Source organism: Yoonia maritima (assembly GCF_003003285.1).
In the GTDB taxonomy this organism is placed as follows: Bacteria; Pseudomonadota; Alphaproteobacteria; order Rhodobacterales; family Rhodobacteraceae; genus Yoonia; species Yoonia maritima.
This window is the reverse complement of sequence record NZ_PVTP01000006.1, coordinates 190,434-215,038: the sequence shown is the minus strand read 5'-3', so window position 1 is coordinate 215,038 and position 24,605 is coordinate 190,434. Positions and strand designations below refer to the sequence as shown.

25 protein-coding genes and 1 tRNA gene are annotated in these 24,605 nt (G+C 54.7%); 16 read left to right on the top strand and 10 right to left on the bottom strand.

Going from position 1 to position 24,605, the window contains the following annotated elements; all coding sequences use genetic code 11:
• The first annotated feature begins 200 nt into the window (after positions 1-200).
• Positions 201-482, top strand: a complete 282-nt coding sequence (locus CLV80_RS11080; protein WP_106357989.1) for a hypothetical protein — start codon at positions 201-203, stop codon at positions 480-482.
• A gap of 452 nt (positions 483-934) precedes the next feature.
• Here CLV80_RS11080 and CLV80_RS11075 read toward each other — a convergent pair.
• The 4 genes from CLV80_RS11075 to CLV80_RS11060 all read right to left on the bottom strand — a co-directional run bounded on the left by CLV80_RS11075 (position 935) and on the right by CLV80_RS11060 (position 4,627).
• Positions 935-1,011: transfer RNA gene (locus tag CLV80_RS11075), tRNA-Arg, on the bottom strand.
• A gap of 61 nt (positions 1,012-1,072) precedes the next feature.
• Entirely contained in the window at positions 1,073-2,473 is a 1,401-nt protein-coding gene (locus tag CLV80_RS11070) for a sensor histidine kinase (RefSeq protein WP_106357988.1), read from the bottom strand.
• Positions 2,474-2,482: 9 nt separating this feature from the next.
• Positions 2,483-3,901 carry a dihydrolipoyl dehydrogenase family protein gene (locus tag CLV80_RS11065; RefSeq protein ID WP_106357987.1) on the bottom strand — a complete coding sequence of 473 codons (1,419 nt, stop codon included), beginning with the start codon at positions 3,899-3,901 and terminating at the stop codon, positions 2,483-2,485.
• Between the two features lie 3 nt (positions 3,902-3,904).
• A complete protein-coding gene (locus CLV80_RS11060) occupies positions 3,905-4,627 on the bottom strand; it encodes a TVP38/TMEM64 family protein (RefSeq protein WP_106357986.1) in 723 nt (240 codons plus the stop codon).
• Positions 4,628-4,912: 285 nt separating this feature from the next.
• Here CLV80_RS11060 and rpmH point away from each other — a divergent pair, with 285 nt between their 5' ends.
• The 3 genes from rpmH to yidD are packed head-to-tail and all read left to right on the top strand — an operon-like array spanning position 4,913 to position 5,671.
• Positions 4,913-5,047 (top strand): 50S ribosomal protein L34, encoded by a 135-nt coding sequence (gene rpmH / locus CLV80_RS11055; protein WP_008231458.1) that lies wholly within the window; start codon positions 4,913-4,915, stop codon positions 5,045-5,047.
• 22 nt (positions 5,048-5,069) lie between these two features.
• The gene (gene rnpA / locus CLV80_RS11050; RefSeq protein ID WP_375342198.1) at positions 5,070-5,453 is read left to right on the top strand and encodes a ribonuclease P protein component; all 384 of its coding nucleotides are present in this window, start codon (positions 5,070-5,072) and stop codon (positions 5,451-5,453) included.
• Positions 5,450-5,671, top strand: a complete 222-nt coding sequence (gene yidD / locus CLV80_RS11045; protein WP_106357984.1) for a membrane protein insertion efficiency factor YidD — start codon at positions 5,450-5,452, stop codon at positions 5,669-5,671. The genes rnpA and yidD overlap by 4 nt, the downstream gene beginning before the upstream one ends.
• On the opposite strand, the gene CLV80_RS11040 is transcribed toward yidD, so the two are convergent.
• The gene (locus tag CLV80_RS11040) at positions 5,668-6,039 is read right to left on the bottom strand and encodes a winged helix-turn-helix transcriptional regulator (protein ID WP_106357983.1); all 372 of its coding nucleotides are present in this window, start codon (positions 6,037-6,039) and stop codon (positions 5,668-5,670) included. The two genes, yidD and CLV80_RS11040, sit on opposite strands and share 4 nt — an antisense overlap.
• Before the next feature lie 100 nt (positions 6,040-6,139).
• Here CLV80_RS11040 and CLV80_RS11035 point away from each other — a divergent pair, with 100 nt between their 5' ends.
• From CLV80_RS11035 to CLV80_RS11020, 4 genes are all read left to right on the top strand, one after another.
• Positions 6,140-6,535: an MAPEG family protein gene (locus tag CLV80_RS11035; RefSeq protein WP_106357982.1), complete on the top strand. Its 396-nt coding sequence runs from the start codon at positions 6,140-6,142 to the stop codon at positions 6,533-6,535.
• Positions 6,536-6,577: 42 nt separating this feature from the next.
• Positions 6,578-7,456, top strand: a complete 879-nt coding sequence (gene ttcA, locus CLV80_RS11030) for a tRNA 2-thiocytidine(32) synthetase TtcA (RefSeq protein ID WP_106357981.1) — start codon at positions 6,578-6,580, stop codon at positions 7,454-7,456.
• A gap of 357 nt (positions 7,457-7,813) precedes the next feature.
• Positions 7,814-9,409 carry a substrate-binding domain-containing protein gene (locus tag CLV80_RS11025; RefSeq protein WP_106357980.1) on the top strand — a complete coding sequence of 532 codons (1,596 nt, stop codon included), beginning with the start codon at positions 7,814-7,816 and terminating at the stop codon, positions 9,407-9,409.
• Positions 9,410-9,571: 162 nt separating this feature from the next.
• Positions 9,572-10,177, top strand: a complete 606-nt coding sequence (locus tag CLV80_RS11020; RefSeq protein WP_106357979.1) for a LolA family protein — start codon at positions 9,572-9,574, stop codon at positions 10,175-10,177.
• 51 nt (positions 10,178-10,228) lie between these two features.
• Here CLV80_RS11020 and CLV80_RS11015 read toward each other — a convergent pair whose 3' ends face one another.
• Positions 10,229-10,816 carry a transglycosylase SLT domain-containing protein gene (locus tag CLV80_RS11015; protein ID WP_106357978.1) on the bottom strand — a complete coding sequence of 196 codons (588 nt, stop codon included), beginning with the start codon at positions 10,814-10,816 and terminating at the stop codon, positions 10,229-10,231.
• Between the two features lie 74 nt (positions 10,817-10,890).
• A complete protein-coding gene (locus CLV80_RS11010; RefSeq protein ID WP_106357977.1) occupies positions 10,891-11,772 on the bottom strand; it encodes an AEC family transporter in 882 nt (293 codons plus the stop codon).
• 67 nt (positions 11,773-11,839) lie between these two features.
• Here CLV80_RS11010 and hspQ point away from each other — a divergent pair, with 67 nt between their 5' ends.
• Both hspQ and yaaA read left to right on the top strand, forming a co-directional pair.
• Entirely contained in the window at positions 11,840-12,166 is a 327-nt protein-coding gene (gene hspQ / locus CLV80_RS11005) for a heat shock protein HspQ (RefSeq protein ID WP_106357976.1), read from the top strand.
• Positions 12,167-12,225: 59 nt separating this feature from the next.
• Entirely contained in the window at positions 12,226-12,999 is a 774-nt protein-coding gene (gene yaaA / locus CLV80_RS11000) for a peroxide stress protein YaaA (protein WP_106357975.1), read from the top strand.
• Positions 13,000-13,054: 55 nt separating this feature from the next.
• On the opposite strand, the gene CLV80_RS10995 is transcribed toward yaaA, so the two are convergent.
• On the bottom strand, positions 13,055-14,230 hold the full coding sequence (locus CLV80_RS10995) for an acetyl-CoA C-acyltransferase family protein (protein WP_106357974.1): 1,176 nt from the start codon (positions 14,228-14,230) through the stop codon (positions 13,055-13,057).
• A gap of 160 nt (positions 14,231-14,390) precedes the next feature.
• On the opposite strand from CLV80_RS10995, the gene CLV80_RS10990 reads away from it, so the two are divergent.
• From CLV80_RS10990 to CLV80_RS10970, 5 genes are read left to right on the top strand one after another with little or no spacing between them, the layout of a single operon-like run.
• A complete protein-coding gene (locus tag CLV80_RS10990; RefSeq protein ID WP_106357973.1) occupies positions 14,391-15,047 on the top strand; it encodes an ABC transporter ATP-binding protein in 657 nt (218 codons plus the stop codon).
• Positions 15,044-17,428: an FtsX-like permease family protein gene (locus tag CLV80_RS10985; protein ID WP_106357972.1), complete on the top strand. Its 2,385-nt coding sequence runs from the start codon at positions 15,044-15,046 to the stop codon at positions 17,426-17,428. Before CLV80_RS10990 ends, CLV80_RS10985 begins: the two co-directional genes overlap by 4 nt.
• Complete coding sequence (locus tag CLV80_RS10980) at positions 17,418-18,443, top strand: lipocalin-like domain-containing protein (protein WP_106357971.1); 1,026 nt, start codon at positions 17,418-17,420, stop codon at positions 18,441-18,443. Before CLV80_RS10985 ends, CLV80_RS10980 begins: the two co-directional genes overlap by 11 nt.
• Positions 18,436-18,993: a pyridoxamine 5'-phosphate oxidase family protein gene (locus CLV80_RS10975; RefSeq protein ID WP_106357970.1), complete on the top strand. Its 558-nt coding sequence runs from the start codon at positions 18,436-18,438 to the stop codon at positions 18,991-18,993. Before CLV80_RS10980 ends, CLV80_RS10975 begins: the two co-directional genes overlap by 8 nt.
• Entirely contained in the window at positions 18,990-21,086 is a 2,097-nt protein-coding gene (locus CLV80_RS10970) for a slr1591 family oxidoreductase (RefSeq protein ID WP_106357969.1), read from the top strand. The genes CLV80_RS10975 and CLV80_RS10970 overlap by 4 nt, the downstream gene beginning before the upstream one ends.
• On the opposite strand, the gene mnmH is transcribed toward CLV80_RS10970, so the two are convergent.
• Positions 21,073-22,125 carry a tRNA 2-selenouridine(34) synthase MnmH gene (mnmH, locus tag CLV80_RS10965; protein ID WP_106357968.1) on the bottom strand — a complete coding sequence of 351 codons (1,053 nt, stop codon included), beginning with the start codon at positions 22,123-22,125 and terminating at the stop codon, positions 21,073-21,075. The genes CLV80_RS10970 and mnmH overlap by 14 nt on opposite strands.
• A gap of 100 nt (positions 22,126-22,225) precedes the next feature.
• Here mnmH and CLV80_RS10960 point away from each other — a divergent pair, with 100 nt between their 5' ends.
• Positions 22,226-23,764, top strand: coding sequence for a hypothetical protein (locus CLV80_RS10960; protein ID WP_106357967.1), 1,539 nt, complete (start codon positions 22,226-22,228; stop codon positions 23,762-23,764).
• On the opposite strand, the gene CLV80_RS10955 is transcribed toward CLV80_RS10960, so the two are convergent.
• The gene (locus CLV80_RS10955) at positions 23,761-24,549 is read right to left on the bottom strand and encodes a metallophosphoesterase family protein (protein WP_106357966.1); all 789 of its coding nucleotides are present in this window, start codon (positions 24,547-24,549) and stop codon (positions 23,761-23,763) included. The genes CLV80_RS10960 and CLV80_RS10955 overlap by 4 nt on opposite strands.
• Positions 24,550-24,605 lie beyond the last annotated feature (56 nt).

Genomic DNA, 24,605 nt, shown 5'->3' with positions numbered 1-24,605 from the left:
TGTTCAATGTTGTGGGCCCGAAGAAATGCGGCCCAATCTCGGCTGGTATATTGAGAGCCTTGATCAGTGTGGATCAACACGGATTGCTTTGGTTTCCGGTAGCATGAGATCTCGGTAAAGCGTCACAGTATTTCTTGGGCATAGATGACTTTTACTTTCGTCTCGATGAGACTTTAGCGTCGCCGCATTTGGAAGACAGGATGGGCGCGCGCAATCGCGAGAAGCTATTGGAGCAGATCAACTCTGAACTAAAATTCGAAGAAATATCGAGCCACGCGACAGCAAGCCATTACCCAAGTCAACAAGTCTTCCTCAACGTGATTCCAATTTTTGTTTCGGCACTTTGCCGCATCTTTCGCAGCCTCAGTGATAGGGGGATCAAATTCGACGGGTTCGACGCTGGTACTTACAAGGCCGTCTTTGTCGACGAGCTCGCCGTCGACTTTGACAAAATTTCCTACAACAAATTGAGGATCATGTAAGTTGAGATCTTAACAAGCTTTATCTTTAGAAAACGATGTCTTGCAGTCGACCGATGCCGCGCGCGCAGCGAATGGCAGGAAAGAGTGCTGCAACCGGCAGAAGGCCGAAGGCGCATTGAAAGGCAGCTCTGGGCCGTCCACAACGCTGGGCCACCAAGAAAAGGGTGAGGGCGCGGCCCTCCCCCTCGGGCAACCGAATTAGACAGGGCCGTGTCCTCGCTTCGCTGCGGGCCGCACCACCCCTGTCGAATTAGGTTGCCTCGCCCCCTCCCGCGTTCGCCACGTGGCAGATTTGCAGGAGCAGGCGGCTTCGCCGTCTGACCTTCAAATCAGCCCTGATTTTCGGAAACGGAAGTCAGATCAACGCAACAGGCGCACAAGCGGCAGGATACGGGATCAGGTCAGTTTATGACGCAAAGGTCAAAGTCGTGTGACGTTCTACAAGAATTCTTTGGCGGACTGGGGAGGATTCGAACCCCCGACCCCTTGATTCGTAGTCAAGTACTCTATCCAACTGAGCTACCAATCCGCGTTAGGGGGGATTTAGACGTGCTGGCGGTTGGGCGCAAGGCCCAATTTCGATTATTTTGTCATTCATTTGCTTCCGTAAGGGCAAGGTCGGCTTTGGGCAGTTCGATGACGAATGTTGTGCCTGCCTCGCCGGTGCTTTCCAGTCGTAGCCGTCCACCGTGGCCTCGGATTAGGTCGCCTGCGATCACAAGGCCCAGTCCGGCCCCGCCTTTTCGTACGCCGCCTTGGAAAGGTTGGAATAGGTGTTCTTGTGCCTTTGGTGGAAGGCCTGGCCCGGTGTCGGAAACTGTAAGGTGCCAGCGGTCATCGTCTTCGTGGGCGTGAAGGCCGATTTCGCCGGGTTTATTGGTGGCCATGATGGCCTGACGTGCGTTGCGGACGAGGTTCTGAATGACGCGGTACAATTGTTCACCGTCGGCGCGCAGTGTCATTGAGGCAGGGATATCCTCGGAGAATGATAGGGGGTAGTCGCCTGCGGCCAGCCGTTCGCTGTCGATCACGTCGCTTACGATTTGCGCAAGATTAACGCGAGACAAGGACGGGGCAGGTTCTTCGACGCGGCCAAAGGCAAGGGTCGTTTCGCACAGGTGCACGGCGCGTGTGATTGACCCAACCAGCTTTGGTGCCATGCGTTGAACCAGCGGGTCTTCTGAGCCTTCGATCCGGTCCGTAAATAACTGCGCGGAGGTCAGGATGTTTCGTAGGTCATGGCTGACCTTGGCAACGCCACTGCCTAGCTGCGCTAGCCGTTCCTTTTGTTTCAAGGCGCTGGTCAGTTGGGTCTGCATCATCTGCAATGACTCTTCGGCGGCCCGCAGTTCCTTGATGCTGGCAGAGGGCGTAATGATCTGTCGCGCATCTTCGGGGGATTTGGCGTAGGCTTCCATATGAGCGACGACGCCCTTGATCGGCGTGACGAGCAATTTGCGAACGGCAAAGAACAACAGGCCAGCGGTCACGACAGAGATAAATGCCGATAGGATTAGGATGTTCCAGCCGTATTTGAGCATTGCCGCGCGTAACGGCATTTCATCGATTGTGACTTCGATCAATAGCCCGCCATCGCGCACAGGGTTCCCGATGATCCGAATGACCCGTTCTTCGGCGTCTAGCAATGTTCGCAAAGCATCAGCGATCAGCGTCATGCTGGTCGGTGCGCGCATGTCATATGTTGCCGTGATTGGTGACGGTATTGGTGATGACAAGGCCAGCTGCCGCATGTCATCGCGCCGCAACACGACGTTATAGACTTCGGCGTTTTCCAGCAGCTCCGCCTCGAGAGCCGGGCTGATCATATCGTCCGCTTCGAGCGCAAGTGACGCAAGCTGCGCCCGTTCAAGCCGAGCAAGCAGATAGTCTTGGCGAAATCGTGCGATGGAGGGGACGAAAATGAACACTTCGGCCAACATCACGAAAACTACCGTGAGAATCAGAAAGCGGCCGGAAAGTGAGTTGGTCATTATTCCTCGCTATGGCAACCACCGCTGCACAAGGCCGACGACACGTTTGACCGTCGGGTTTTCAAAAAGTCTTGGGCTAAAATAGGCACCCGCAGCCCGTTTGTTAACCTCAGTAATGGTGGGGTAGGGCAGAACGGTGTTCGCGATGGCAGACATCTTCATGTTATTGGCGATCGCCATGGCCCACATTCCAATCAATTCACCCGCTTGATGGCCCACGATTGATGCGCCAATTGGGCGTCCTTTTAACACCATGACCTTGATCAGGCCTTTGGTTTTGCGTTCTGCGATTGCGCGGTCGTTATGGTGGAATTCAAAGCGTACGACTTCGACCTTGTCGCCATGTTTTTCTTTGGCCTGCGCTTCAGTTAGTCCGACTTGCGCCAGTTCTGGGTCAGTGTAGGTCGCCCAAGGGATGTGATCTGTCCGTTGCTTTGACGGCAGGCCGAATAGCATCGACCGGATCAGAACACCTGCGTGGTAGCCGGCAACATGCGTGAATTGTAGCCCGCCCGCGACGTCACCTGCTGCATAGACCCTTTTATTGCTGATGGATCGCAGGTTGTCGCCAACCTTTAGCCCGCGGCGGTCATGTTCGATGCCGCCTTTATCAAGGTCTAGTCTATCCGTGTTCACCTTACGCCCGACGGCCATCAATAGGTGCGATCCGGTAAAGTCACCCTTGGCCGTATGCACAGTAATCGTGTCACCTTTGCTGCTGATTTTTTCGGCTTGGGCATCTTCAATGATGTTCACGCCTTCTTCGCGTAGGGTGTCGAGAACGATTTGAGCAAGCTCTGGGTCGTCTTTACCCAGCGCTTTTGCGCCTTCGATGACGGTTACATTGCAACCAAGTCGACGGTGCGCCTGTGCCATTTCAATCCCGATGGGGCCGCCGCCGATAATGATCAGGTGCTTGGGCTTTTCGCGTAGATCAAAGATGTTTTCATTTGTGTAATAGGTGACGCTATCCAGCCCTGGAATGGGCGGAACCAGCGGGCCGGATCCGGTTGCCACGACAAAACGCCGCGCAGTGATGATCGTGTCGCCTGCTTGGACATCGGTTTCGGAAATGAAACGGCCGTGTTCTTGGATGACGTGAACGCCTAAACCTTCGAACCGTTCGACACTATCGACGGGGGCGATGGTCGCGATCACATCATGAACGTGGTCTTTGGCTGCGGCGTAATCGACGACAGCGTCGGTTTCAGCCACGCCCAGATTCGCACCATGTGACATCGCATAGGCTTGTTTGGCTGATGCGATCAGGGCCTTGGATGGGACGCAGCCATAATTCAGGCAGTCGCCGCCCATTTTTCCACCTTCGATCAAGATGACCTTTGCGCCCATCTGAACCGCGCCTGCCGCAATCGACAGCCCGCCAGAGCCGCCGCCGATGATGCAGATATCTGTTTTAATACGCTTCATGGTCTAAGGGCCTTTCTTGCTGCGGACGGCTTTGATCACGATGGGAAGGGCAGCAAGCGCCGACAATCCGATGATAGGGAAAAGGATAGCGGGCTCGAAGATGATGCCAAGGTTTGGGGCTTCGCCTTTCGCAAATATTTCGCCCAAGCCCCCCCCGACCGATGTGTAGATCACAGCGCCCGGGATGATCCCAAAGAACGTGGAAACAACAAATCTGTGCAGTGGGACGCCCAAGAACGATGGAATCAGGTTAGCCAAAAAGAACGGGACGATCGGAAGAAGGCGCATCAGAAACAGCATCGACCATTGGTTATCGTTGATCCCGGCTTTTACCTTTTTCACCATGCCTTCGGCGCTATCGAGTTTTTGGCTTAGGGCTTCGCCAAATCCCCAGCGCGCAGCAAGGAAGATACCTGTCGCGCCGATTGTGGCTGCGGTCATGTTGAACAATGCGCCGGGAAAGACGCCAAACAGAAAACCGCCAGTGAGGGTAGCGATGGTTGCGCCCGGCAAGGAAAAGGCCACGATCACAATATATGCAGCCATGAACGCCATCACGGTAACAAGGTAGTTGTTGTCACGAAATGCGAGCAGGGCCTCGCGATTCTCGGCTAAGGCTTCGAATGTCAGCTTGTCACGCAAAAGATACGTACCAATTACTGCGACGACAATAATCGTGATCAGCGGCAGTTTTCGGATCAGGGTGTGTGTGGCTGTGGTGGTCATGGTCGTCCTATAGCGGGGTAGCGTGTCGCACCATAGATGGACATATATGGTGGCGGGCGGTACCCGCATCACGACGCGTTGATAGGAAACGTACGGTTATTTCAGTTTTCACTGGTTTGGCCGAGATCACTGAAACATTTGCGACTCTGACTTTATTGGAATTGTTGCAGTTTCAGGGGGCTTCGCGCGTTGACATGCAGTGGTGTCCTCTCTAAAGGACAGGTCTGAAATGTTGATCGGCTTCGAATCCCTTCTGGGGTTTGGCCTCGAACCGGAGAGAACGCGATGAAGCGCACGTTCCAACCATCAAACCGGGTTCGCAAGAACCGCCACGGATTCCGCGCACGGATGGCTACTAAAGCTGGCCGTAAGATCCTGAACAATCGCCGTGCCAAAGGCCGTGCGAAGCTAAGCGCGTAAGCGTTAGCACGTTTTGAGCGATTTGAAACCGCCGGTTGGGCCTGTTGACGGCACTCCGGCGGTTTCCGTTTGTTTGCACGTCCTGAAAAAGCGTGCGGATTTTGTGCGTGCGTCAAGTGCGCGTCGCCAAGGAACCCCCGGTATTCACCTGCAAGCCCGTAAACGGGCCGAGGGTGAAGCAGAGGGGATTCGCGTTGGGTACACCTGTTCCAAGAAAGTCGGCAATGCTGTCGCCCGTAACCGTGCCAAGCGCAGGTTGCGCGAAGTTTCCCGTGCCGTTTTGCCTGAAATGGGGCTTGATGGCTGGGATTACGTGCTGGTCGGTCGTAAAGATGTGACCGCGACCCTACCTTTTGATACGTTGATCGCGGATTTACGCCGAGCGTTGAAAAAGGTGCACGCATGACCCCCTTGGCTTACGTCGTTTCATTGCCCGTTCGCGCATATCGTTTGGTATTGTCGCCATGGATCGGGAATAGCTGCCGTTTCCACCCGACTTGTTCGGTTTATTCGCTTGAGGCGCTGGAAAAGCACGGCGCAATCAAGGGAAGCTGGCTGACCATCCGCAGGATTGGGCGATGCCACCCTTGGGCTACTGGCGGCGTAGACAACGTACCTGATTAATTTCTGCCGGGCGCGCCGCGACCTTCGCGGAACCAATCGGGCGTGTGCCATCTGTCATCTAGGTTTTCTTCTGACCAGTTGCTCATCGCAATGAGGACAGGCCGGAGCGCTTTGCCCTTATCTGTCAGGTGATATTCATACCGAGGTGGGCGTTCGGAATACTGAACGCGTTTCGCAACGCCGAGTTCCGTCAGCTGTTTCATTCTGTTTGCAAGTATGCTGGCTGGCACCCGTTCGTTTCCGGCCTCAAGATCACTGAACCGCCGTTTCCCAACCAGCATGTCGCGGATGATGATCAGCGTCCAGCGGTCACCCCATAAATCAAGGAAGCTAGAGATGGGGCAGGGGCTACGGTGATCTGTTTTCATGCCTTAGTTCTACACCTGAGCAATGCCTGAATCAAACTTTCAATTTGAAAGTTACTGTTCGCATGGTAGCTTTCGATTCGAAAGTAACTGGAGGTGAAACATGGAACTTATCGCAATATTGGGAATCGGGGCGCTGACATTTTTCGCGGCATTCGGGCAGCATTTGTATACGGTACGCAGCAAAGGTGTGGGCTTTGTCATGACGGATCGGTCGCAACCGCTATCCAGCGATGGGTTTGCAGGGCGATCGGGGCGGGCATTGCGCAATACCGTGGAATCGTCGGCGATGTATGTACCTGCGGCCTTAGTTGTAGTGGTCTTGTCAGGGCAAACGCAGATAACAGCAACAGCGGCGTTGGTCTATTTGATCGCGCGGGTTGGCTTCCTCGCTGCATATTGGGTTGGTGCTAGCGGTTTGCGGTCGGGGTTTTGGGGCGTCGGAATAGCGTCAATTGTCGCGACATACGTTGGGGCAATCAGTGCGTTGAGCCGTTAACAAAAGATTGGATTGCACCGCAGCATCTGGCATAGGACGCCTATGTTAGATGAAGCCGACGATATCCATCCGCTGTTCTACGGTGCGCCCAAAACCACCGAGTTCAAGAAGCTACGTAAACGCATCGTGCAGAATGTGCGCGAGGCGATAGAGCAGTACGGCATGATCGAACGCGATGCACGCGATCCTGACGCACCTCCGGTGCGATGGCTGGTCTGTCTGTCTGGTGGCAAAGATAGCTACACGCTGTTGGCCATTCTATATGAACTGAAATGGCGTGGGTTGCTGCCGGTTGAGCTGGTGGCCTGTAACCTAGATCAGGGCCAGCCCGGCTTTCCGGCGACTGTATTGCCTGAATTCCTAGAAAAGATGGGTGTACCTCATCGGATCGAATACCAAGACACCTATTCTATCGTGATGGACAAGGTGCCTGCTGGTCGCACGTTCTGCGCTCTTTGTTCACGCCTGCGCCGCGGCAATCTGTACCGGATCGCGCGTGAAGAAGGGTGTTCTGCCGTTGTCTTGGGGCATCATCGCGATGATATCCTTGAAACTTTTTTCATGAACTTGTTCCACGGCGGTCGTTTGGCGACGATGCCGCCAAAACTGGTGAACGAAGAGGGTGACCTTTTCCTTTATCGCCCACTTGCCCATGTGGCCGAGGTGGATTGCGAAAAATTCGCCAATGCGATGAACTATCCTATCATTCCTTGTGACCTTTGCGGCTCACAAGACGGGCTGCAGCGCCAACAGGTTAAGCAAATTCTAGATGGTTGGGAAAAGAACAGCCCCGGTCGGCGTCAGGTCATGTTTCGGTCGTTGATGAACGCGCGCCCATCGCATCTGTTGGATCCTAAACTGTTTGATTTCACAGGGTTGACGCTTGGTAATCTTGCGTCGGTGGACGAAGACAAGTCATAGAATCGTTTGTTGCAAGTAATGTGTCGCGCACTTCTACAGATGCGACAAACGGCGACACCTACTTATTATTATGAATAAAAATTGAGCATGAAGCGCGCTGGGCTGATAAACAGCCCCTGAGGCATTCAAGTAATTTTGTTGCTATTGCACATAGTTTTGGCACAAGCGCTTAACCGCACAGTTGTATCGGCGAAAATCCGCAGTTATCAAGTATCCATGCAAGGCTAAGTGATAGTTGTGAGTGGCAGCACCGTTTGTGTTCCAAGAGGTGGATCAATAAAGTTTTGCCAGCTTCGTTGATCTGAATAAGTTTCGAGTGTCGCCTCTCTCGTTAAACGAATGGTCACGGAGCTATGAATGATCACGATTAAAAATATTACAGCGGCCCTTATGTGCGCTGTAGCGCCTGCCGCATTGTTTGCAGAACCTGTAGAGCTTCGGTCGATTGATGGTTTTATTAGCGTCGACGGAGAGATCGTTGGCTACAATGGAACGATGGTGTCTGTCGAGACTTCGGTAGGGCGCGTAAGCGTGCCAGCTTCTCAGGTGGTATGTTATGGTGCTGGATGTGATCAGGTGATCTCCAGCAACGACTTTGGACTTACCGCAGCCGCCTTTCAGGGGGTTGTTATTCAAAACGAGGTGGCACCTGCTGGTGGAACAGATGAATTCGTAGTGAGCTTTACCGCGCCCATCTTTGACACGGTTTATAATAGTGTTGTGGGTGCGTATGCGCTGACGGGGCAATCGGAAGCCTCGATTGATGTTAATTCCAGCGGTCGTATTACCATGGAAAACCCGGCATCGAATGAATTAGCGACACTTCAAGTTGCTCAGGCTGGTGAGCCATCAAATGCTGTCGTAAGCACAGTCGCGCTCAAAGGGTCTGCACCGGCGTCTTATGATGCGCCAGTTGATTGGGCTACTGCCACTGGGCTAAGCGATCAGTTATTGGGCGTTCGTGCTTTTGCGGTCATCGTCGCGCCCGGAGTAGACGTTGACGGTGTATCGATGACGGAACTAGCGGGCATATACGCTGGAGAAATTAAGAACTGGTCCGAACTGGGTGGACCTGATTTACCGGTACTACCGTTGCAGTTGCCTACGAACTCAACCGTTCGTGCTGAGCTTATGAAATTGGTAATGGAGCCTGCGGGCAAAAGTATCGCAAGTAACGTTCTTACAATGGCGGACGGCATTAGTATTGCATCGTCGGTTAATCAATTCGCAGGTGCAATCAGCATTGTGAGCGTCGAAGACGCGGATGACAGCATCACACTTGCGGTTTCCGGTGAATGTGATGCGCCTGTGGAGCTGAGTGACTTTAACGTCATCTCTGGTGACTATCCGCTGATCCGGCCTTTGATGATCAGTTTTGATGCCGTGCCTGAAACGACGCTTTTGTCGGGTATGTTTGATTTTGCGGCTGGGACGACAGCGCAGCGGTTGATCGCAGCAGAAGGTTTCAACAACCTTACGGCAGCAGCGCAGGATGACACAGAAAAGAACCGCCGTTTGAACCGGCTGTTAGGTGGCACGTTTGAAGAAAATGAACGTTTGGCCGCTGCGCAGATGTTCCAGCGTTTGTTCGAGGCAGAACGTTTGTCACCGACAATGATTGGCGGCACGACTAGCGGCGTCGAAGGTGGATGGAACCGGGCAATGTTTGAAAATCTCAAAGTTGCGATTTCCGGTTCTGAAATGGCGGGCCGTGAAGTGATGTTCGTTGGATTTACCGATAATGCGATGATTGGTGGTGATGCCGCATTGTCAGCCTCAGCGGCATCTGCAGAGGAAATGCTTGGGGCCTTTATGCGTTATGCACCTGCTGCGATTGCAGCGAACAATGTGACACTGACGTCGGTCGGCTTTGGCGGGATTTCACCAACGACATGTTTTGACGGGCAAGTCGACAATGCAAATCACAGCCGCGTTGAAATCTGGGTTCAGTAACTTTCGTTGTATGACTTTGTCTATGACAGCGGCCCTTTGATCTGTTCTTGGGGGCGCTGTTATTGGAAAACATCTGGCGTGATATCGCCTAGCAGTATGATAAATGCTGTCTTTATCTTATCTTAGGCTGGAAGTTTCGGCCCGAACACATAGGTAAAGAACATGATAAAACGTATCCTATATACCGTCCTCGCCTTGGGCCTTGCCCTTTATGCAGGCTCTGCTTCTGCTCAACAGCTTAGTCTTGCGCAGATTTCACAGTATTTAAATCAACTGCAGACTGCGCAGGGTGGCTTTACACAGATTAATCAAGACGGGACGCTATCGACGGGGCAAATCTATATCAAACGCCCCGGACGCATCCGGTTCGAATACAATGCGCCTGACGATACATTGGTGATTGGTGGCGGCGGCTCGCTGGCCATATTTGACCCAAGGTCAAACGCAGGACCTGACCGTTACCCGCTGAACCAGACGCCTCTTGGGATTATTTTACGTGAAAACGTGAACCTTGATCAGGCTGATATGGTGACTGGTGTTGCGTCGGACGGAACAACTACCACTGTGACGGCGCAGGACCCGGATCATCCCGAATATGGCAATATCCAGCTTGTCTTTACTGCAAACCCAGTTGAGTTGCGCCAGTGGATTGTCACTGATGATCTAGGCACGCCGACGACCGTTATCTTAAATGATCTAACTAAGGGTGGTCGCGTGCGTGATGTGTTGTTCAACATTCAGGCTGAGACACGCAATCGCAGCAACTGAGGTTGTATGAATAACAATGAAAAGGCGGCCCGCGAAGGCCGCCTTTTCTCGTTATCGCTTCCGACAGGATCGTAACTGAACGTCGTACATTACTGCACGGGCTTCGACCTCTCCTGCAACGCGGATGAGCCAGCTTTTAGAGCGCCATGTGCCACGCATGTACCCACTGCGTCCATCGTGATAGGCAAGGTATTGGTTACGCGTGTCGTGAATTGGAACGCCAGTCACATCCACTGTTTGGACCATGTACCATCCCATAAAATCAGTCGCATCGCGGATATTTTGACGGTTCGCACGTGAACCACCTACTGAATCTTGGTATTCGCGCCAGGTCGCATCTAGTGCCTGACTATACCCAACAGCAGATGATTGTCGGCCAACAGGGATCACACCCAGCGCATAGCGATGGGGCGGACGGTTGTTACTGATGAATTTGCTTTCCTGATAGATGATCGCCATCAACGACGGTACTGGCACGCCGTATTTGCGTTCAACGGCGCGGAAAGCGCGTAAATACTCTGGGCGCTCGGACACAATACTACACGCATCGTCTAGGTTTCGCGGGGCCGAGTTATGACTCGATCCTCCACAGCTGCCCAGAACAAGCATAAGTGCCATAGCGCGAAAGAAACTGCTCATTTGCCTCTCGCTTATTTTGTTTTTTTACACGATAGCGTGTTCGGGCCGATCTGCAAATCCTAAAGGCAGCCCGATTAGATCACAAAAGCAAGGATAAGCGGCAAATAGACCACTGACAGCAGGGTCGAGGCGACAACAAGCCCAGCAACCGGCTGTGCATCGGCGCCATATTTCTCGGCCAGCAGATATGACGTGACCGCAACAGGGGTCGCAATCTGCACGATCAAGACCGCAGTTGGAACCGAATCCAATCCAAACCAATTGGCGGCGACCCATGACGCAGCAACGCAAATAATGACCTTTACCACTGATAGCCACATCGCTTGCGTCATCGCCTTAGTTTCCAAACGTGCGACGGCAACGCCAAGCGTAATGAGCATGATTGGAATCGCCATTTGTCCGATCAGTTCTAGCGTATTGGTCAAGACCATCGGGGTTTCCCAGCCCTGCCAAAGGAACAAAGCGCCTAAAAGAGTGGCGCCAACCAACGGCTCTTGGACAACACGTTTCAGTGATCCGCCACCGGAAACGATCCATACGCCAATGGTGAATGACATGATCGCCATGACTGCGAACACAACGACAGCATAGCCGAAACCGTCTTCTCCGAATGCAAACAGTGCCAATGGCAGTCCAAGGTTCCCGGTGTTCCCAAATACCAATGGCGCCAAAAAAGTGCGAACATCCAGCTTTGCCAACTTAACAAGCGCGAAACTAGACGCCATTACAATGATATAGGCGACCAAAGAGGCAAGGGTCAGCGCAGCGAGCGCTTCAGGTTCGATCTCGGTTTTCATTAGTGCAACGAAGATAAGGCAAGGGACCGAAAGGGTCATGGTTAGTCGTGTGACGAACTCTACACGGTACTCAAACCCTAATTTGACCCAAATAAAACCGACCGCAGCCAACAAAAAAACGGGTGCTGTAATATTGAGCACGGATAAAATCATATTCACAGACTGTTTCCTTAAAACGTGTCGCGCCCCGTGGACTTTAGCCATCTATGGGCCATATATTCAAACTATGTTCAAGACGCGCGCAAAATATCATCTAGGCCAAGTTGTCCGGCACAGGCAGCACCCATTTCGTGGGGTGGTTTTTGATGTCGATCCGATGTTTTCGAACACTGACGCGTGGTACAATGCGATCCCAGAAGATAGCCGTCCAAAGAAGAATCAGCCGTTTTATCATCTGCTCGCTGAAAACGACCAAAGCTTCTATGTGGCTTATGTGTCCGAACAAAATTTAGTCGCTGACTATTCTGGCGAACCGGTTGATCACCCCGATGTGGATGATTTCTTTGGTCCATTTGAGGATGGGCAGTATCCGTTGCAGGTTCAACTGAACTAAGGTCTGGTCACCACGGCCCTCCGTGTTACATCTTCCGTCAAGTCGAAAGGAAGATTGTCATGCTCGTCGTTGTATCCCCTGCCAAAGCTCTTGATATGGAACCGGTTGGGATTACCCCCACGCAGCCCGCGTTTCAGGAAGACGCAGTGCGTTTATCAAAAACCGCACGAAATCTGACTTTGGCAGAGCTGAAGAAGCTGATGCATTTGTCCGATGATCTGGCCCGCCTGAATCGCGACCGTTTCAAAGCCTTTGCCGCAGAACCCAGCGATGATGCAGTAAAACCCGCTGCCTTGGCATTCAATGGCGATACCTATCAGGGACTAGAAGCAAAGACCCTGTCCGAGGATGATATGATCTGGGCGCAGGACCATCTGCGCATCCTGTCAGGGCTATACGGGCTGTTGCGCCCACTCGACGCGATGCAGCCCTACCGTTTGGAGATGGGTAGCAAGCTGAAAACCCGGCGCGGCAAATCTTTGTACGACTATTGGGGCGATATTATTGCCAAGGCGCTGAATGCCCAAGCTGCCGAGGTAAATGCCCAAGTGCTGGTGAATTGCGCCAGCCAAGAATACTTTGGCGCGGTTGATCTGAACGCGCTGAAGCTGCGCGTGATCACGCCGCAGTTTATGGAAGTCAAAGACGACAAGCCGCGCATCGTTAGCTTTTTCGCCAAACGCGCGCGTGGTGCAATGGCGCGTTACGTCGTTGAGAACCGCCTGACCGACCCTGAAGATATCAAAGGCTTCAGCAGTGGCGGCTATGCCTATGACCCCGACCTTTCCGAAGGGGATAAGTGGGCGTTCGTGCGGGACTATCCCACGAAATAAGAAAAGCCGCGCGTCCAACAGGACACGCGGCCGTCTTTAGATCTGGACTGCCAGATTAGATGCGCTCAATCGCCAGCGCGATGCCTTGACCGCCGCCGATGCACATTGTGATCAGGCCACGTTTGCCACCAGTCCGTTCCAATTCGTACATGGTTTTGACCGTGATAATCGCACCGGTCGCACCAACAGGGTGACCCAGCGCGATTGCGCCGCCATTTGGGTTCACGCGTGCAGGGTCGAACCCAAGCTCTTTGCTGACGGCCAAGGCTTGCGATGCGAAAGCCTCGTTCGATTCGATCACGTCGAAGTCGCTGGCGGATAGACCAGTTTTTTCAAGCAAATTACGCACCGCTGGAACAGGGCCAATCCCCATGACATCGGGCCGCACACCCGCGTGACCGTAACCAAGAACGCGGAATTTGGGCGTCAGCCCGGCCTTTGCTGCTGCATCAGCCGTTGCCAGAACCACCGCTGCTGCACCATCGTTCAGACCAGATGCATTGCCCGCAGTAACGGTCCCGTCTTTTTGGAACACAGGACGAAGACCGCCCAGCTTTTCCATTGTGCTGGCTTTTGGGTGTTCGTCGCGTACGAAATCAACCGTGTCGCGTTTGACCCGCACATGTACCGGCGCGATTTGACTATCAAAGTAACCGCCTTCGATCGCCGCTGCTGCCCGTTCTTGGCTAAGCATCGCGAATGCATCTTGGTCTTCGCGGGTAATCCCATGCTCTGCCGCGACATTTTCTGCGGTCACGCCCATGTGGCCTGTTCCAAACGGGCAGTTCAGCGCACCCAGCATCATATCTTGGGATTTGATGTCACCCATCTTTGCGCCCCAGCGGGCATCAGAAAGGATGTAGGGTGAGCGGCTCATGTTTTCTGCGCCGCCAGCAAGGCCGAACTGTGCATCGCCCAGCATCAGCGACTGCACAACAGATACAATCGCTTGAATGCCCGACCCGCAAAGCCGGTTTACGTTCATCGCAGGGGTTGTTTCAGGAACGCCCGCATTCATCGCAGCGACACGGCTAAGGTACATGTCGCGCGGTTCAGTGTTGATCACATGCCCAAATGCAACGTGGCCGATTTGGTCGCCTGTAACGCCAGCACGTTCCATTGCAGACTTTGCCACAACAGTACCAAGATCAATAGGCGGTGTACCCGCCAACGATCCACCAAAAGTGCCAATAGCAGTACGTGCGCCGCCAAGAATTACGATTTCAGTCATTGAAGCCTCCCGAATGATTTGGTGGTAACTTACAGTGCTGCTTTGTCTCGGCCATAAGAACGTGGGGTCAGAACGCGTATCAAGGATAAGCGCCTAAACGCCGCAGCACCGTTCCCTTTGCGTTGACCTATGCTAAGTCATGTTCAACGCGCGAGGGAATATGTTGCTTACTGTTGAGAATGTTCAGAAAACTTATGGCACTGCCGACGGCCCGTTTGAAGTCTTGCGTGGCGTGGGCTTGCAACTGGACGCGGGAGAGACGCTTGCGCTTACCGGTGAATCCGGCAGCGGTAAAAGCACACTTTTGCACCTAATTGGTGGGCTGGATACCCCGGATCAAGGGCATATCGTTTTAAACGGCACCGATATTGCGGCACTTGATGATAATGGTCGTGCAGAATTGCGACGCGGTACAGTTGGTGTGGTTTTTCAGCAGTTTAACCTGATCCCAAGCCTTAAGGTTGTCGATAATATCGCCTTTCAGGCGCGTCTGGCTGGTCGCTATGACCCAATCTGGGCGCAGACGCTTGCCGATCGGATGGGATTGACCGCGCAGCTGAACAAATACCCCGAACAACTATCGGGTGGTCAGCAGCAGCGGGTCGCGATTGCACGCACGCTTGCGCCGAAACCTCAACTAGTACTTGCCGACGAGCCGACCGGAAACCTGGACGAAGAAACTGCCAGCATTGTGATGGACCTGATACTTGAATTGGTTGCCGAAACTGGTGCCGGGCTGTTGATGGTCACACATTCCCAAGCCCTAGCCGGTCGCATGCAGCGTCGTTTGCATCTGCGGGCGGGTCAAATCGCATGACCCGGGCAACGCTTCATGCGTTGCTGTCGCATTGGTGGCGCAGCCCGTTGCAGTTGTTCACATTGCTTGCAGGACTAGCACTAGCCACGGCGCTTTGGTCTGGGGTGCAGGCCGTCAATGCCGAAGCCCGCGCAAGTTATTCCGCAGCAGCCACGACATTGGGCGAAGGGCGGTATGACCGCCTGTTGCGCCGTGATGGGCAACCGATTGATTTAGAAACCTATGTCGCGCTTCGCCGTGCTGGTTGGCTGGTGAGCCCAGTCATCACGGGGCGTTTGAATAATGTGCGTATTGTTGGGGTCGAACCATTGACTGCGCCGGGAAGTATGGGCGCGCTTGAAATGGCGGATGGCGCTGATGTTGAACGGTTCTTAGCTGGCCAAGGTCAGATGTTTGCATCGGCCGATGTCGCTGACCGTCTGCCCGCATTCGAGGTCATCATTTCCCAAAATGCAGCACCCAATACTGCAGTGACCGATATTGGCATTGCCCAGCAGATATTGGGCCGGCCGGGCGAAATTGATAGCGTTGTGATTGCCCCTAACCAACCAGCATCTCAGCCCGATCTATCGCAGATCGCGCCTGATCTTATCCGGCAACAGGCACAAGCCAGCACTAATGTGGCACAGCTTACGGATAGCTTTCACCTGAACCTAACGGCCTTTGGATTGCTGTCATTTGCTGTTGGTATCTTCATCGTGAATGGCGCGATTGGTTTGGCGTTTGAACAGCGGCGTCCCGTGGTGCGTACGCTGCGGGCGCTGGGCGTGCCCTTGCGCCGGTTGGTACTGCTGATGGCGGCTGAGCTGATGTTTTTTGCTTTCATCGCAGGCGCTATTGGCGTGGTCTTGGGCTATGCTATCGCTGCGCTTTTGTTGCCGGATGTCGCGGCGACCTTGCGTGGATTATACGGCGCGGATGTATCTGGAACGCTGCAATTGCGCCCGTCTTGGTGGTTGTCCGGGCTTGCGATTGCGTTGGGCGGCACGGTAGTGGCGGCTGCTGGCGCGTTGTGGAAACTGACGCGAATGCCGCTTTTGGCCGGTGCACAACAGCGTGCACTTGCCATGGCGGCTGGACGGCGGGCATGGGCGCAAGCCTTGGGCGCAGGCGTATTGTTGGCGATCTACGCGATCCTTAGCGTCACCGCCGAGGGGTTAATTGCGGGCTTTACCTTGTTGGCTTGTCTTCTGGTCGGCGCGGCATTGGCGTTACCATTCGTGCTGGACCGCGTACTGGCATTGGCTAGCCGCGGCGCAAAATCCGTCACCGCGCAATGGTTTTGGGCCGATACGCGGCAACAGCTGCCGGGCTTATCGTTGGCATTGATGGCGTTGTTGCTGGCGATGGCCGCAAACGTCGGTGTGTCGACGATGGTTTCTAGCTTTCGGACAACCTTTACGGGATTTCTGGAACAGCGTCTAACCTCTGAACTTTACATCAATACCGCTGACCCGGCACAGGCCGACGCCTTTGTTGCATACGCGACACCACGTGTTGATGCGGTGCTTCCGATCATGTTCACGCAGATCACGATCGCGGATCAACCGACCGAGATTTACGGGACGCGCGACCATGCGACCTACCGCGATAACTGGAAGATGCTGGAAGGTGCGGATGGCCATTGGGACACGACCTTCGCCGGGGATACAATCATCATCAATGAACAGCTCGCGCGGCGGGCTGGTTTATCGATAGGTGATCCAGTGGCAGTCCAAGGTCGCCAAATGCCTGTTGCCGGTATTTATGGCGACTATGGCAACCCGATTGGCCAAGCGATCATCGGCGAACATCTGTTTGAAACGCTATACCCAAGTATTACCCCTGATCGGTTTGGATTGCGGATCGACCCGGCAAAGGCACCCGATTTCGTCGCAGCACTGACACGCGATACCGACGTATCAGCCGCGCAGGTGATCAATCAGGCTGGGATAAAGGCACTCTCGCTTGAGGTTTTTGAACGGACCTTCACCGTGACCACAGCGCTGAATATCCTGACATTGGCCGTCGCTGGTTTCGCCATTTTAATGAGCCTGCTGACCCTTGCTGCAATGCGCGTGCCGCAACTGGCCCCGGCATGGGCGATGGGTATGACGCGATCCCAACTGGGGCGGCTGGAACTACTACGTGCGGTGCTGCTGGCAATGCTGACGGCTGTGTTTGCTTTGCCCCTTGGGCTGGCGCTGGCGTGGGCGCTTTTGTCTGTGGTGAATGTCGCGGCGTTTGGGTGGAAGCTGCCGATGTACCTGTTCCCGCTTGATTACGCACGGCTGGGTGTGTTTGCGTTGCTTGCTGCAGCACTCGCGGCACTATGGCCAGCCCGGCGTTTGGCGCGCACGCCACCAGCGGACTTGCTGAAGGTGTTTTCCAATGAACGTTAAAGCGCTGCTTTTGTGTCTGTTGCCCGTTGCCGGTCATGCCCAAGGCTTTGCCGGTCTTGGCACCGCAGTTGATGGGTTCGCAGTTCCGCAGCGTGGTACGCCGTTTGATTTTCCAACCGACCACGCTGCGCATGACAACTATCGCATCGAATGGTGGTATCTGACTGCGAACCTTAAGTCCGAGGATGGTACAGATTACGGCCTGCAGTGGACATTGTTCCGGTCGGCCCTTTCACCCGAAAGCGGCAGCGGATGGGCTACCCCACAGCTTTGGATGGGCCATGCGGCGGTCACGACGCCAACGGCCCATTACGTGAGTGAACGTCTGGGGCGTGGTGGGATCGGGCAGGCGGGCGTGAATGCCGACCCATTCACAGCTTGGATCGACGACTGGGAATTATCGGGCGATTGGAACACCATGCAAATGTCCGCTAGCGGGGCAGATTTTAGCTATGATATGGACCTGACTGCGCAGGGGCCGCTGGTGTTTCACGGCGATGATGGGTATTCTGTCAAATCCGCCGAAGGGCAGGCGTCGTATTACTATTCGCAGCCCTATTTCGACATCGCAGGCGCGTTGAACCTGCCCGAGGGTGAAGTCCCCGTGACTGGCATCGCATGGCTAGACCGCGAATGGTCCAGTCAGCCGCTTGGCGCAAATCAGACAGGGTGGGATTGGTTTTCATTGTCGTTCGATGATGGGGCGAAACTGATGGGGTTTCGGTTAAACCAAACGGATGGCGCGCATTTCACGTCGGCCACATGGATCGAACCAGACGGCACCGCAACGCCGATGCCAGACGGGGCGTTTAACGCGGTACCACTTGTGGAAAACGGGCAGGGCGTCCCGGTGCATTGGCAGGTCACGTTGCCTGAACATGGGGTTGATGTCACAGTCGAAGCAATCAACGATAATGCTTGGATGACGACCAGCGTTCCTTATTGGGAAGGGCCAGTAACTGTCACTGGCAGCCACGAAGGGCGCGGATACCTAGAGATGACAGGCTATGACTGAATGGTATGAAACCTTGGATGGGCTGCATGCACGGGCCTGGGAAACGCTGAGGCTGGGTGTTGACAATCCAAAGCACCCTGCGCGGCTGCCAAACTTTGCGACCGTGTCACCTGATGGTTGGCCAGAGGCACGGACTGTTGTGTTGCGTAGCGCAGAGGGGGCAAGTGCCGAAGTGTCGGTGCATACCGATCTGTTCTCGGGGAAGGTTCAGAGCTTGCGGGCAAACCCCAAGGCTTCGTTACATATTTGGGACAGCGAACAAGCCCTGCAATTGCGAATGAAGGTCGAGGTTTCGATTGCTTCGGGGGCAGATACGCGCCAGCTGTGGGGTAAGATCCCGGATCATGCGCAGCAGTCCTACGGTGTGACGCCACCGCCGGGTGCGTTGATTGACGGTGGGCTTGATTATGTAAAGCAGCCCGATCCCGACACCTTTGCTGTGCTGACGTGCCGGATTGTCCAAATCGATGTTGTTCATCTGGGGGATGATCATCGCCGCGCGTTGTTTTCTCGGGAAAGCAATTGGGCAGGGCAGTGGCTATCACCATGATGAATCTTCCGCTTACACGTGACCTTGTGCTGATAGGCGGGGGGCATACTCACGCATTGGTGTTGCGGATGTGGGGCATGAATCCGCTGCCGGGGGTGCGGGTAACGGTTGTTAATCCAGGGCCGACCGCACCTTATTCAGGTATGCTGCCGGGCTTTGTTGCAGGGCATTACAGCCGTGATGAATTGGACATTGATCTAGTGCGCCTTGCTCGGTTTGCAGGGGCGCGGCTGATTGTTGGTGCCGCCGATGGGATTGATCGCATCGCAAAGACCGTGAGCGTGCCGGGGCGGCCGCCCATCGCATATGACGTGTTATCGATTGACGTGGGGATCACATCAGACATGCCGCAACTGCCGGGGTTCACGGATCATGCGGTACCGGCAAAGCCATTAGGCAAATTCGCAAGTTGCTGGGAAAGCTACCTCAACACGGCCCAAAACCCGCAAGTCGCCATTATTGGCGGCGGCGTCGCGGGGGCAGAGCTTGCCATGGCGATGGCCCATGCGTTGCGTGACCGATCGCCAAAGGTAACACTATTGGATCGCGGAACAGTCCTTTCGGCGCTGGGCGATACGGCACAAGGAAAGATGCGCGGCGCACTGAAAACGCAAGGCGTGAAATTAGTCGAAAATGCCGAGGTCGTCGAAGTCATTGAAGATGGCGTGTTACTTGCAGATGGGCAGCGCATTCCTAGCGACTTTACCATCGGCGCAGCAGGGGCAAAGGCGCATGACTGGATCGCGGGCACCGATTTGGACCTGCATGATGGGTACGTTACCGTCGGCTCTGACCTGCGATCAAATGACCCTGATATCTTTGCCGTTGGCGATTGCGCACATTTGGCTTTCGATCCCCGCCCAAAGGCTGGTGTTTATGCTGTTCGCCAAGCACCGGTGTTATTTCAAAACCTGCGGGCCGCTCTGTCTGGTGGCAAGCTAACGACCTATAAGCCGCAAAAGGATTACCTAAAGCTCATATCGCTTGGCGCGAAATCTGCCTTGGCCGAGAAGTTTGGGACTGCAATGCAAGGTCCGCTGCTTTGGCAGTTAAAGGATCATATCGACCGCAAATTCATGCGTCAGTTCGATGATTTGCCCGCAATGGCGGCGTTAAAGCTGCCACGCACAACTGCCCTTGGCATGGCGGAGGCGCTGGGCGACAAACCCATGTGCGGTGGTTGTGGTGCCAAGGTCGGGCGGGCAGCGTTGCAGAGCGTATTGGCTGACCAGTTCGGCGATGACGCGGCCGAAATTCAGGCCGGGCAAGTCATCTCGACCGATCACTTGCGGGCGTTAACTAATGATCCAGTCGCCATGACCTGCATTGCTGCAACCCATGCGCTGGGCGATATCTGGGCGATGGGGGCAAAGCCCCAAGCAGCGACCGTTAGTTTGGTTCTCCCGCGTATGTCGCCCGCATTGCAGGAACGGACACTTTCCGAAATTATGGCAACTGCTACGGAAGTGCTTAACAAGACAGGCGCAAAAGTCGCAGGCGGGCATTCATCACTGGGTGACGAGTTGACGATCGGGTTCACGATCACGGGGCTGACGGACGCGCCAATCACGCTGGCAGGGGCCAAGGTTGGTGACGCGATCATTCTAACAAAACCCATTGGAAGCGGCACGATCATGGCGGCTGAAATGGCTGGGAAGGCCAAGGGCGCAGATGTGATCGGCTGCCTAGAACTGATGATGCAGGGGCAGGCACGCGCGTCAGAAATCCTGTACGATGCGCATGCGATGACTGATGTTACTGGCTTTGGCCTTGCTGGACATTTGCGCGGGATCTGCGACATGTCGGGAACAGGCGCGGTGCTAAAGCGCGATGAAATTCCGATGATGCCGGGCGCGCGATCGCTTTGTGATGCTGGTACGCGATCTTCCTTGTTTGCAGACAATGTAGTTGGTGCAGGGCAAATCCAAGGGCCATCGTTTGATTTGCTTTATGATCCGCAAACCGCGGGTGGGTTGTTGGCTACGGTCAGTAGTGACAGCGCGGAACAAATGTTGGCGGACCTGAAAGCGGCGGGTTATCCAGCAGCGATTATCGGCGAAATCACGGCAGGCGAAACAATTAAAATCGTTTGATTTGATCCCATACCGCGTCAGCCGAACGGTCTTGACCGGCTTCATCGAGGGTTCCGGTTGTAACGACGCTCAGCACCTTACGTTCGTCTAGGCGGCGCGACTTTGTGTAGGCTGGATCATAGTGATCAACCATCAGTGCCGCTGCAAATGCTGTTAAATCACCGGCACGTAGCAGGTTCACCCAATTATCCACGATGGCATGGCCACGCACGCGACGCAGATGCGCTAGCCGCGTTTCGATATCGTCAGGGTTATCTGCAACATCGGAATATGCGCGCGTCAGGAATTCTGCACGGGCGGTCAACGGAGCCTCGATCACGATCCGTGGGGCTTTCAGCATCGCAGCCCATAGCGACGGCGGTACGATCAGGCGACCGATTTTGCTGCTTTCTGCCTCGACGACCACGGGGTGGGTCGGATCAAGTTCATGCAAGGCCATCGCGAGCGCGGTTTCGAACGCCTTTTGCGCGGGCTGCCCACCGGGCATCGAACCCAGCAGCGATCCGCGATGCGCGGCAAGTCCTTCAAGGTCCAGCACTTGGGCACCACGCGCGGCAAGGCGCGGTAAAAGGGCGGTCTTGGCGGTACCTGTGTTTCCATCCAAAAGAATAAAACGGTGCGGTAGTTTCGCGTCATAGACAGACTGGTTTACCAGCCTTCGAAAGCTTTGGTAGCCACCTTGTATGGTGTCCGCCCGCCAGCCAATTTGGGTCAGGATCGACGCAACAGACCCAGACCGCTGCCCGCCGCGCCAGCAATAAACTAAGGGACGCCAGCTTCCGTCTTTGTCAGCCAGTGGTCCCGAAATATGATCCGCAACATTGCGTGCAACCATTGCCGCACCAACTTTGCGGCCGTCAAACGGGCTGACCTGCTTATAGATCGTGCCAACCTCGGCGCGTTGTTCATTGGACAGGGCTGGCAGGTTGATAGCACCCGGAACGTGATCTTCGGCAAACTCTGCGGGTGAACGCACATCAATCACGGTGTCATAGCCGTGGTTTAAAAGCGCGGTGAGTGACGAAAATTCAATCGGCATAGAACGCGTGTATCTTAGTGCCGCTGTCTGCAAAAGGGATAACCATTGCCGCCCCCGTGTTTCGAACCTAACCTACCCAGAAATCTAATTGAGTGACCTAATGATTGAAACGCCACTTCCTCGAATTGCCCATTGGGCAGATGTTCAGCAGCTGATCGATATGAATGCGTTGACGCCAGCCGAACACCAACTGATCGAGGCGGTGAAGCAGGGCAAATGGGCCGAAGTCGGGAGTGCAGTTCCCAAATCTAAGACGGTGAGCGTCACCATGCGTGCCCCATTGCTGCAGTATTTGATCAAGGGTGGCTGCAATGAATTCGATGCAGCGGGAACAGGTGTTCAGGTCGAAGGCGCCTGGATCGTAGGTAAGGTCGATTTGAACTTTGCGTCGGCGGTTGGGTCGATTGCCTTAGTGAACTGCCACATAGAAGAGCGTCCAAGGATGCTCCAAATCACGGCACCAAGCCTACTGTTTAAGGGAAGCGCACTGGCCAAAGGGTTGAACGCGCAGGGTGCTGATGTGGTTGGTGACGTGGTTGTCGAAGGGGCAACCGTTGAGGGTGAGCTGTGTCTTTCAGGTGCGAATATCGGCGGTCAATTGATTTGCACTAAGGCGCAGCTACTGCACGGGACAGGTAACGCCTTGAACGTCCAAGGTGCAAAGATCGACGGTGATGTTTTTCTACGTGGTTCGAATGTCGAAGGTGGCGTGCTACTGTCAGGCGCCGAAGTTGGCGGGCAGCTAAGTTTCAAAGATGCCCGTTTGCGAAACGCGCATGGGTATGCGCTAGATATGCAGCGCACGGTCGTGAAAGAAGGGTTTTACTGGCAGCAGGTCGAAAACGTCATGGGGCGGGTTGATCTGACCTCTGCGCATTTGGCCGACCTCGCCGACGACGCAGAAAGCTGGGACAAGTGCGATGAGTTATGCCTTGTCGGTTTGACCTATGACGTGTTGCACGGGTCGGCGGATGTGGATCAACGGCTTGCGTGGTTAGAAAAGGGCGCTCTCTGGGACGACGAATTTCATCCGCAACCCTATGAGCAATTGGCAAAGGTCCTGCGCGAAAGCGGACACCGGACTGAAGCGACAAGCATCTTGTTCGACAAAGAACTGGCCCGGCGCAAGGCCATCCGAGGGCGTTGGTGGATGGATCGCAAGCCGTTTCGCTGGTTCTTGCAGCTATGTTGGGACTACATGCTGCAATTTACCATCGGGTTTGGTCACCGGCCTCAGCGCAGTTTCTACGTACTGGTTGTGCTTGTGTCGGTGGCTTGGCTATTCGCGCATTTCGCATGGAAAGAGGGCGATTTTGCCCCGAATGTCGCAGTATTGCTTATCTCGGATGATTGGCGGGCGTTGGCGCAAGGGCCAGATGCGGTGTCCAATCCTGCGATGGTATGGGGTGACGCTGATCATGCTGGTAAGGATTACGAGACATTTCATTCAGTCGCCTACGCAGTCGACGTCGTCGTGCCGCTCGTGTCGCTTGGCCAAGATGCGGCATGGGCACCGTCAACAAATCGCGGCCCTTGGGGCTGGCATTTGTGGTGGCTACGCTGGGTGCTGACCGTGTTGGGTTGGATTGTTACGGCCATCGGTGCGGCAGCCGTAACTGGGGTAATCCGCAAGGATTAGATCGTTAGCGGGACGCGGCCCTGATCGGTCAGGGTCCAGCAGTGGCGGCCTTCGAACACGGCAGGCACTAGTGGGCGGCCATAGCCTGCGCCGCCATCCAAATCGACACGGTTGCCAAAATGCTGCGGGTGATCCAATGCTGTGTGGCCGTGCACAACAAGTTGCCCGAAGTGGTGATTGGTATCAAGAAACCCGTCGCGGATCCAAATCAAGTCTTCGGGGTCTTGATGTTCAAGCGAAATATGCGGGCGCAAACCGGCGTGGACGCATAGCAGGTGGTCCGTTTCGTGCCACAACGGCAGGCTTTCGATAAACGCGATATGGTCTTCGGGAATGCTGGCCTGCGCTGCTGCGATCAGGGCCTCGGGGGTGATCCACCCGGCCTCTGTTTCGCAGTGCACTAGCTTTTCTTCATCACCGAATTGTTGTTCTGCGAAATGCATCTGACCGACGACACCGTAAGATTGCAGGGTCTGTGCACCGCCAAGGCGCGGGTTCAGCCAGTTCAATCCGGATTTTACGCGAGGGTCATGTTGCCGCCCTTCACGAATAAAGCGGGCAAAGAATCTGTCATGGTTTCCAAGCAAACATGTCCAAGGACGCACCGCAGCTTGCCCCTGCATGAGCGTATCAATGACACCACGGCTATCGGGACCACGGTCAACGTAGTCACCTAAGAATATGATCTGGGCATCGTCACCGCCATCCGCTGCAATAAGGGATAGCGCGTTGTCGAGCATATCTTTCTGCCCGTGAATGTCGCCAATGGCATAAATCGGGGGCATAGAAATTCCTTTGATGGAAAAGAAAAAGGCGCGTGATGTCTCACGCGCCTTGGTCG

Excerpts from the sequence above, each read along its gene's own strand:
- CLV80_RS11080 (WP_106357989.1), top strand. The coding sequence starts at position 201 with ATGGGCGCGCGCAATCGCGAGAAGCTATTGGAGCAGATCAACTCTGAA.
- CLV80_RS11070 (WP_106357988.1), bottom strand. The coding sequence starts at position 2,473 with ATGACCAACTCACTTTCCGGCCGCTTTCTGATTCTCACGGTAGTTTTC.
- CLV80_RS11065 (WP_106357987.1), bottom strand. The coding sequence starts at position 3,901 with ATGAAGCGTATTAAAACAGATATCTGCATCATCGGCGGCGGCTCTGGC.
- CLV80_RS11060 (WP_106357986.1), bottom strand. The coding sequence starts at position 4,627 with ATGACCACCACAGCCACACACACCCTGATCCGAAAACTGCCGCTGATC.
- rpmH (WP_008231458.1), top strand. The coding sequence starts at position 4,913 with ATGAAGCGCACGTTCCAACCATCAAACCGGGTTCGCAAGAACCGCCAC.
- yidD (WP_106357984.1), top strand. The coding sequence starts at position 5,450 with ATGACCCCCTTGGCTTACGTCGTTTCATTGCCCGTTCGCGCATATCGT.
- CLV80_RS11040 (WP_106357983.1), bottom strand. The coding sequence starts at position 6,039 with ATGAAAACAGATCACCGTAGCCCCTGCCCCATCTCTAGCTTCCTTGAT.
- CLV80_RS11035 (WP_106357982.1), top strand. The coding sequence starts at position 6,140 with ATGGAACTTATCGCAATATTGGGAATCGGGGCGCTGACATTTTTCGCG.
- ttcA (WP_106357981.1), top strand. The coding sequence starts at position 6,578 with ATGTTAGATGAAGCCGACGATATCCATCCGCTGTTCTACGGTGCGCCC.
- CLV80_RS11025 (WP_106357980.1), top strand. The coding sequence starts at position 7,814 with ATGATCACGATTAAAAATATTACAGCGGCCCTTATGTGCGCTGTAGCG.
- CLV80_RS11020 (WP_106357979.1), top strand. The coding sequence starts at position 9,572 with ATGATAAAACGTATCCTATATACCGTCCTCGCCTTGGGCCTTGCCCTT.
- CLV80_RS11015 (WP_106357978.1), bottom strand. The coding sequence starts at position 10,816 with ATGAGCAGTTTCTTTCGCGCTATGGCACTTATGCTTGTTCTGGGCAGC.
- hspQ (WP_106357976.1), top strand. The coding sequence starts at position 11,840 with ATGTTCAAGACGCGCGCAAAATATCATCTAGGCCAAGTTGTCCGGCAC.
- yaaA (WP_106357975.1), top strand. The coding sequence starts at position 12,226 with ATGCTCGTCGTTGTATCCCCTGCCAAAGCTCTTGATATGGAACCGGTT.
- CLV80_RS10995 (WP_106357974.1), bottom strand. The coding sequence starts at position 14,230 with ATGACTGAAATCGTAATTCTTGGCGGCGCACGTACTGCTATTGGCACT.
- CLV80_RS10990 (WP_106357973.1), top strand. The coding sequence starts at position 14,391 with ATGTTGCTTACTGTTGAGAATGTTCAGAAAACTTATGGCACTGCCGAC.
- CLV80_RS10985 (WP_106357972.1), top strand. The coding sequence starts at position 15,044 with ATGACCCGGGCAACGCTTCATGCGTTGCTGTCGCATTGGTGGCGCAGC.
- CLV80_RS10980 (WP_106357971.1), top strand. The coding sequence starts at position 17,418 with ATGAACGTTAAAGCGCTGCTTTTGTGTCTGTTGCCCGTTGCCGGTCAT.
- CLV80_RS10975 (WP_106357970.1), top strand. The coding sequence starts at position 18,436 with ATGACTGAATGGTATGAAACCTTGGATGGGCTGCATGCACGGGCCTGG.
- CLV80_RS10970 (WP_106357969.1), top strand. The coding sequence starts at position 18,990 with ATGATGAATCTTCCGCTTACACGTGACCTTGTGCTGATAGGCGGGGGG.
- mnmH (WP_106357968.1), bottom strand. The coding sequence starts at position 22,125 with ATGCCGATTGAATTTTCGTCACTCACCGCGCTTTTAAACCACGGCTAT.
- CLV80_RS10960 (WP_106357967.1), top strand. The coding sequence starts at position 22,226 with ATGATTGAAACGCCACTTCCTCGAATTGCCCATTGGGCAGATGTTCAG.
- CLV80_RS10955 (WP_106357966.1), bottom strand. The coding sequence starts at position 24,549 with ATGCCCCCGATTTATGCCATTGGCGACATTCACGGGCAGAAAGATATG.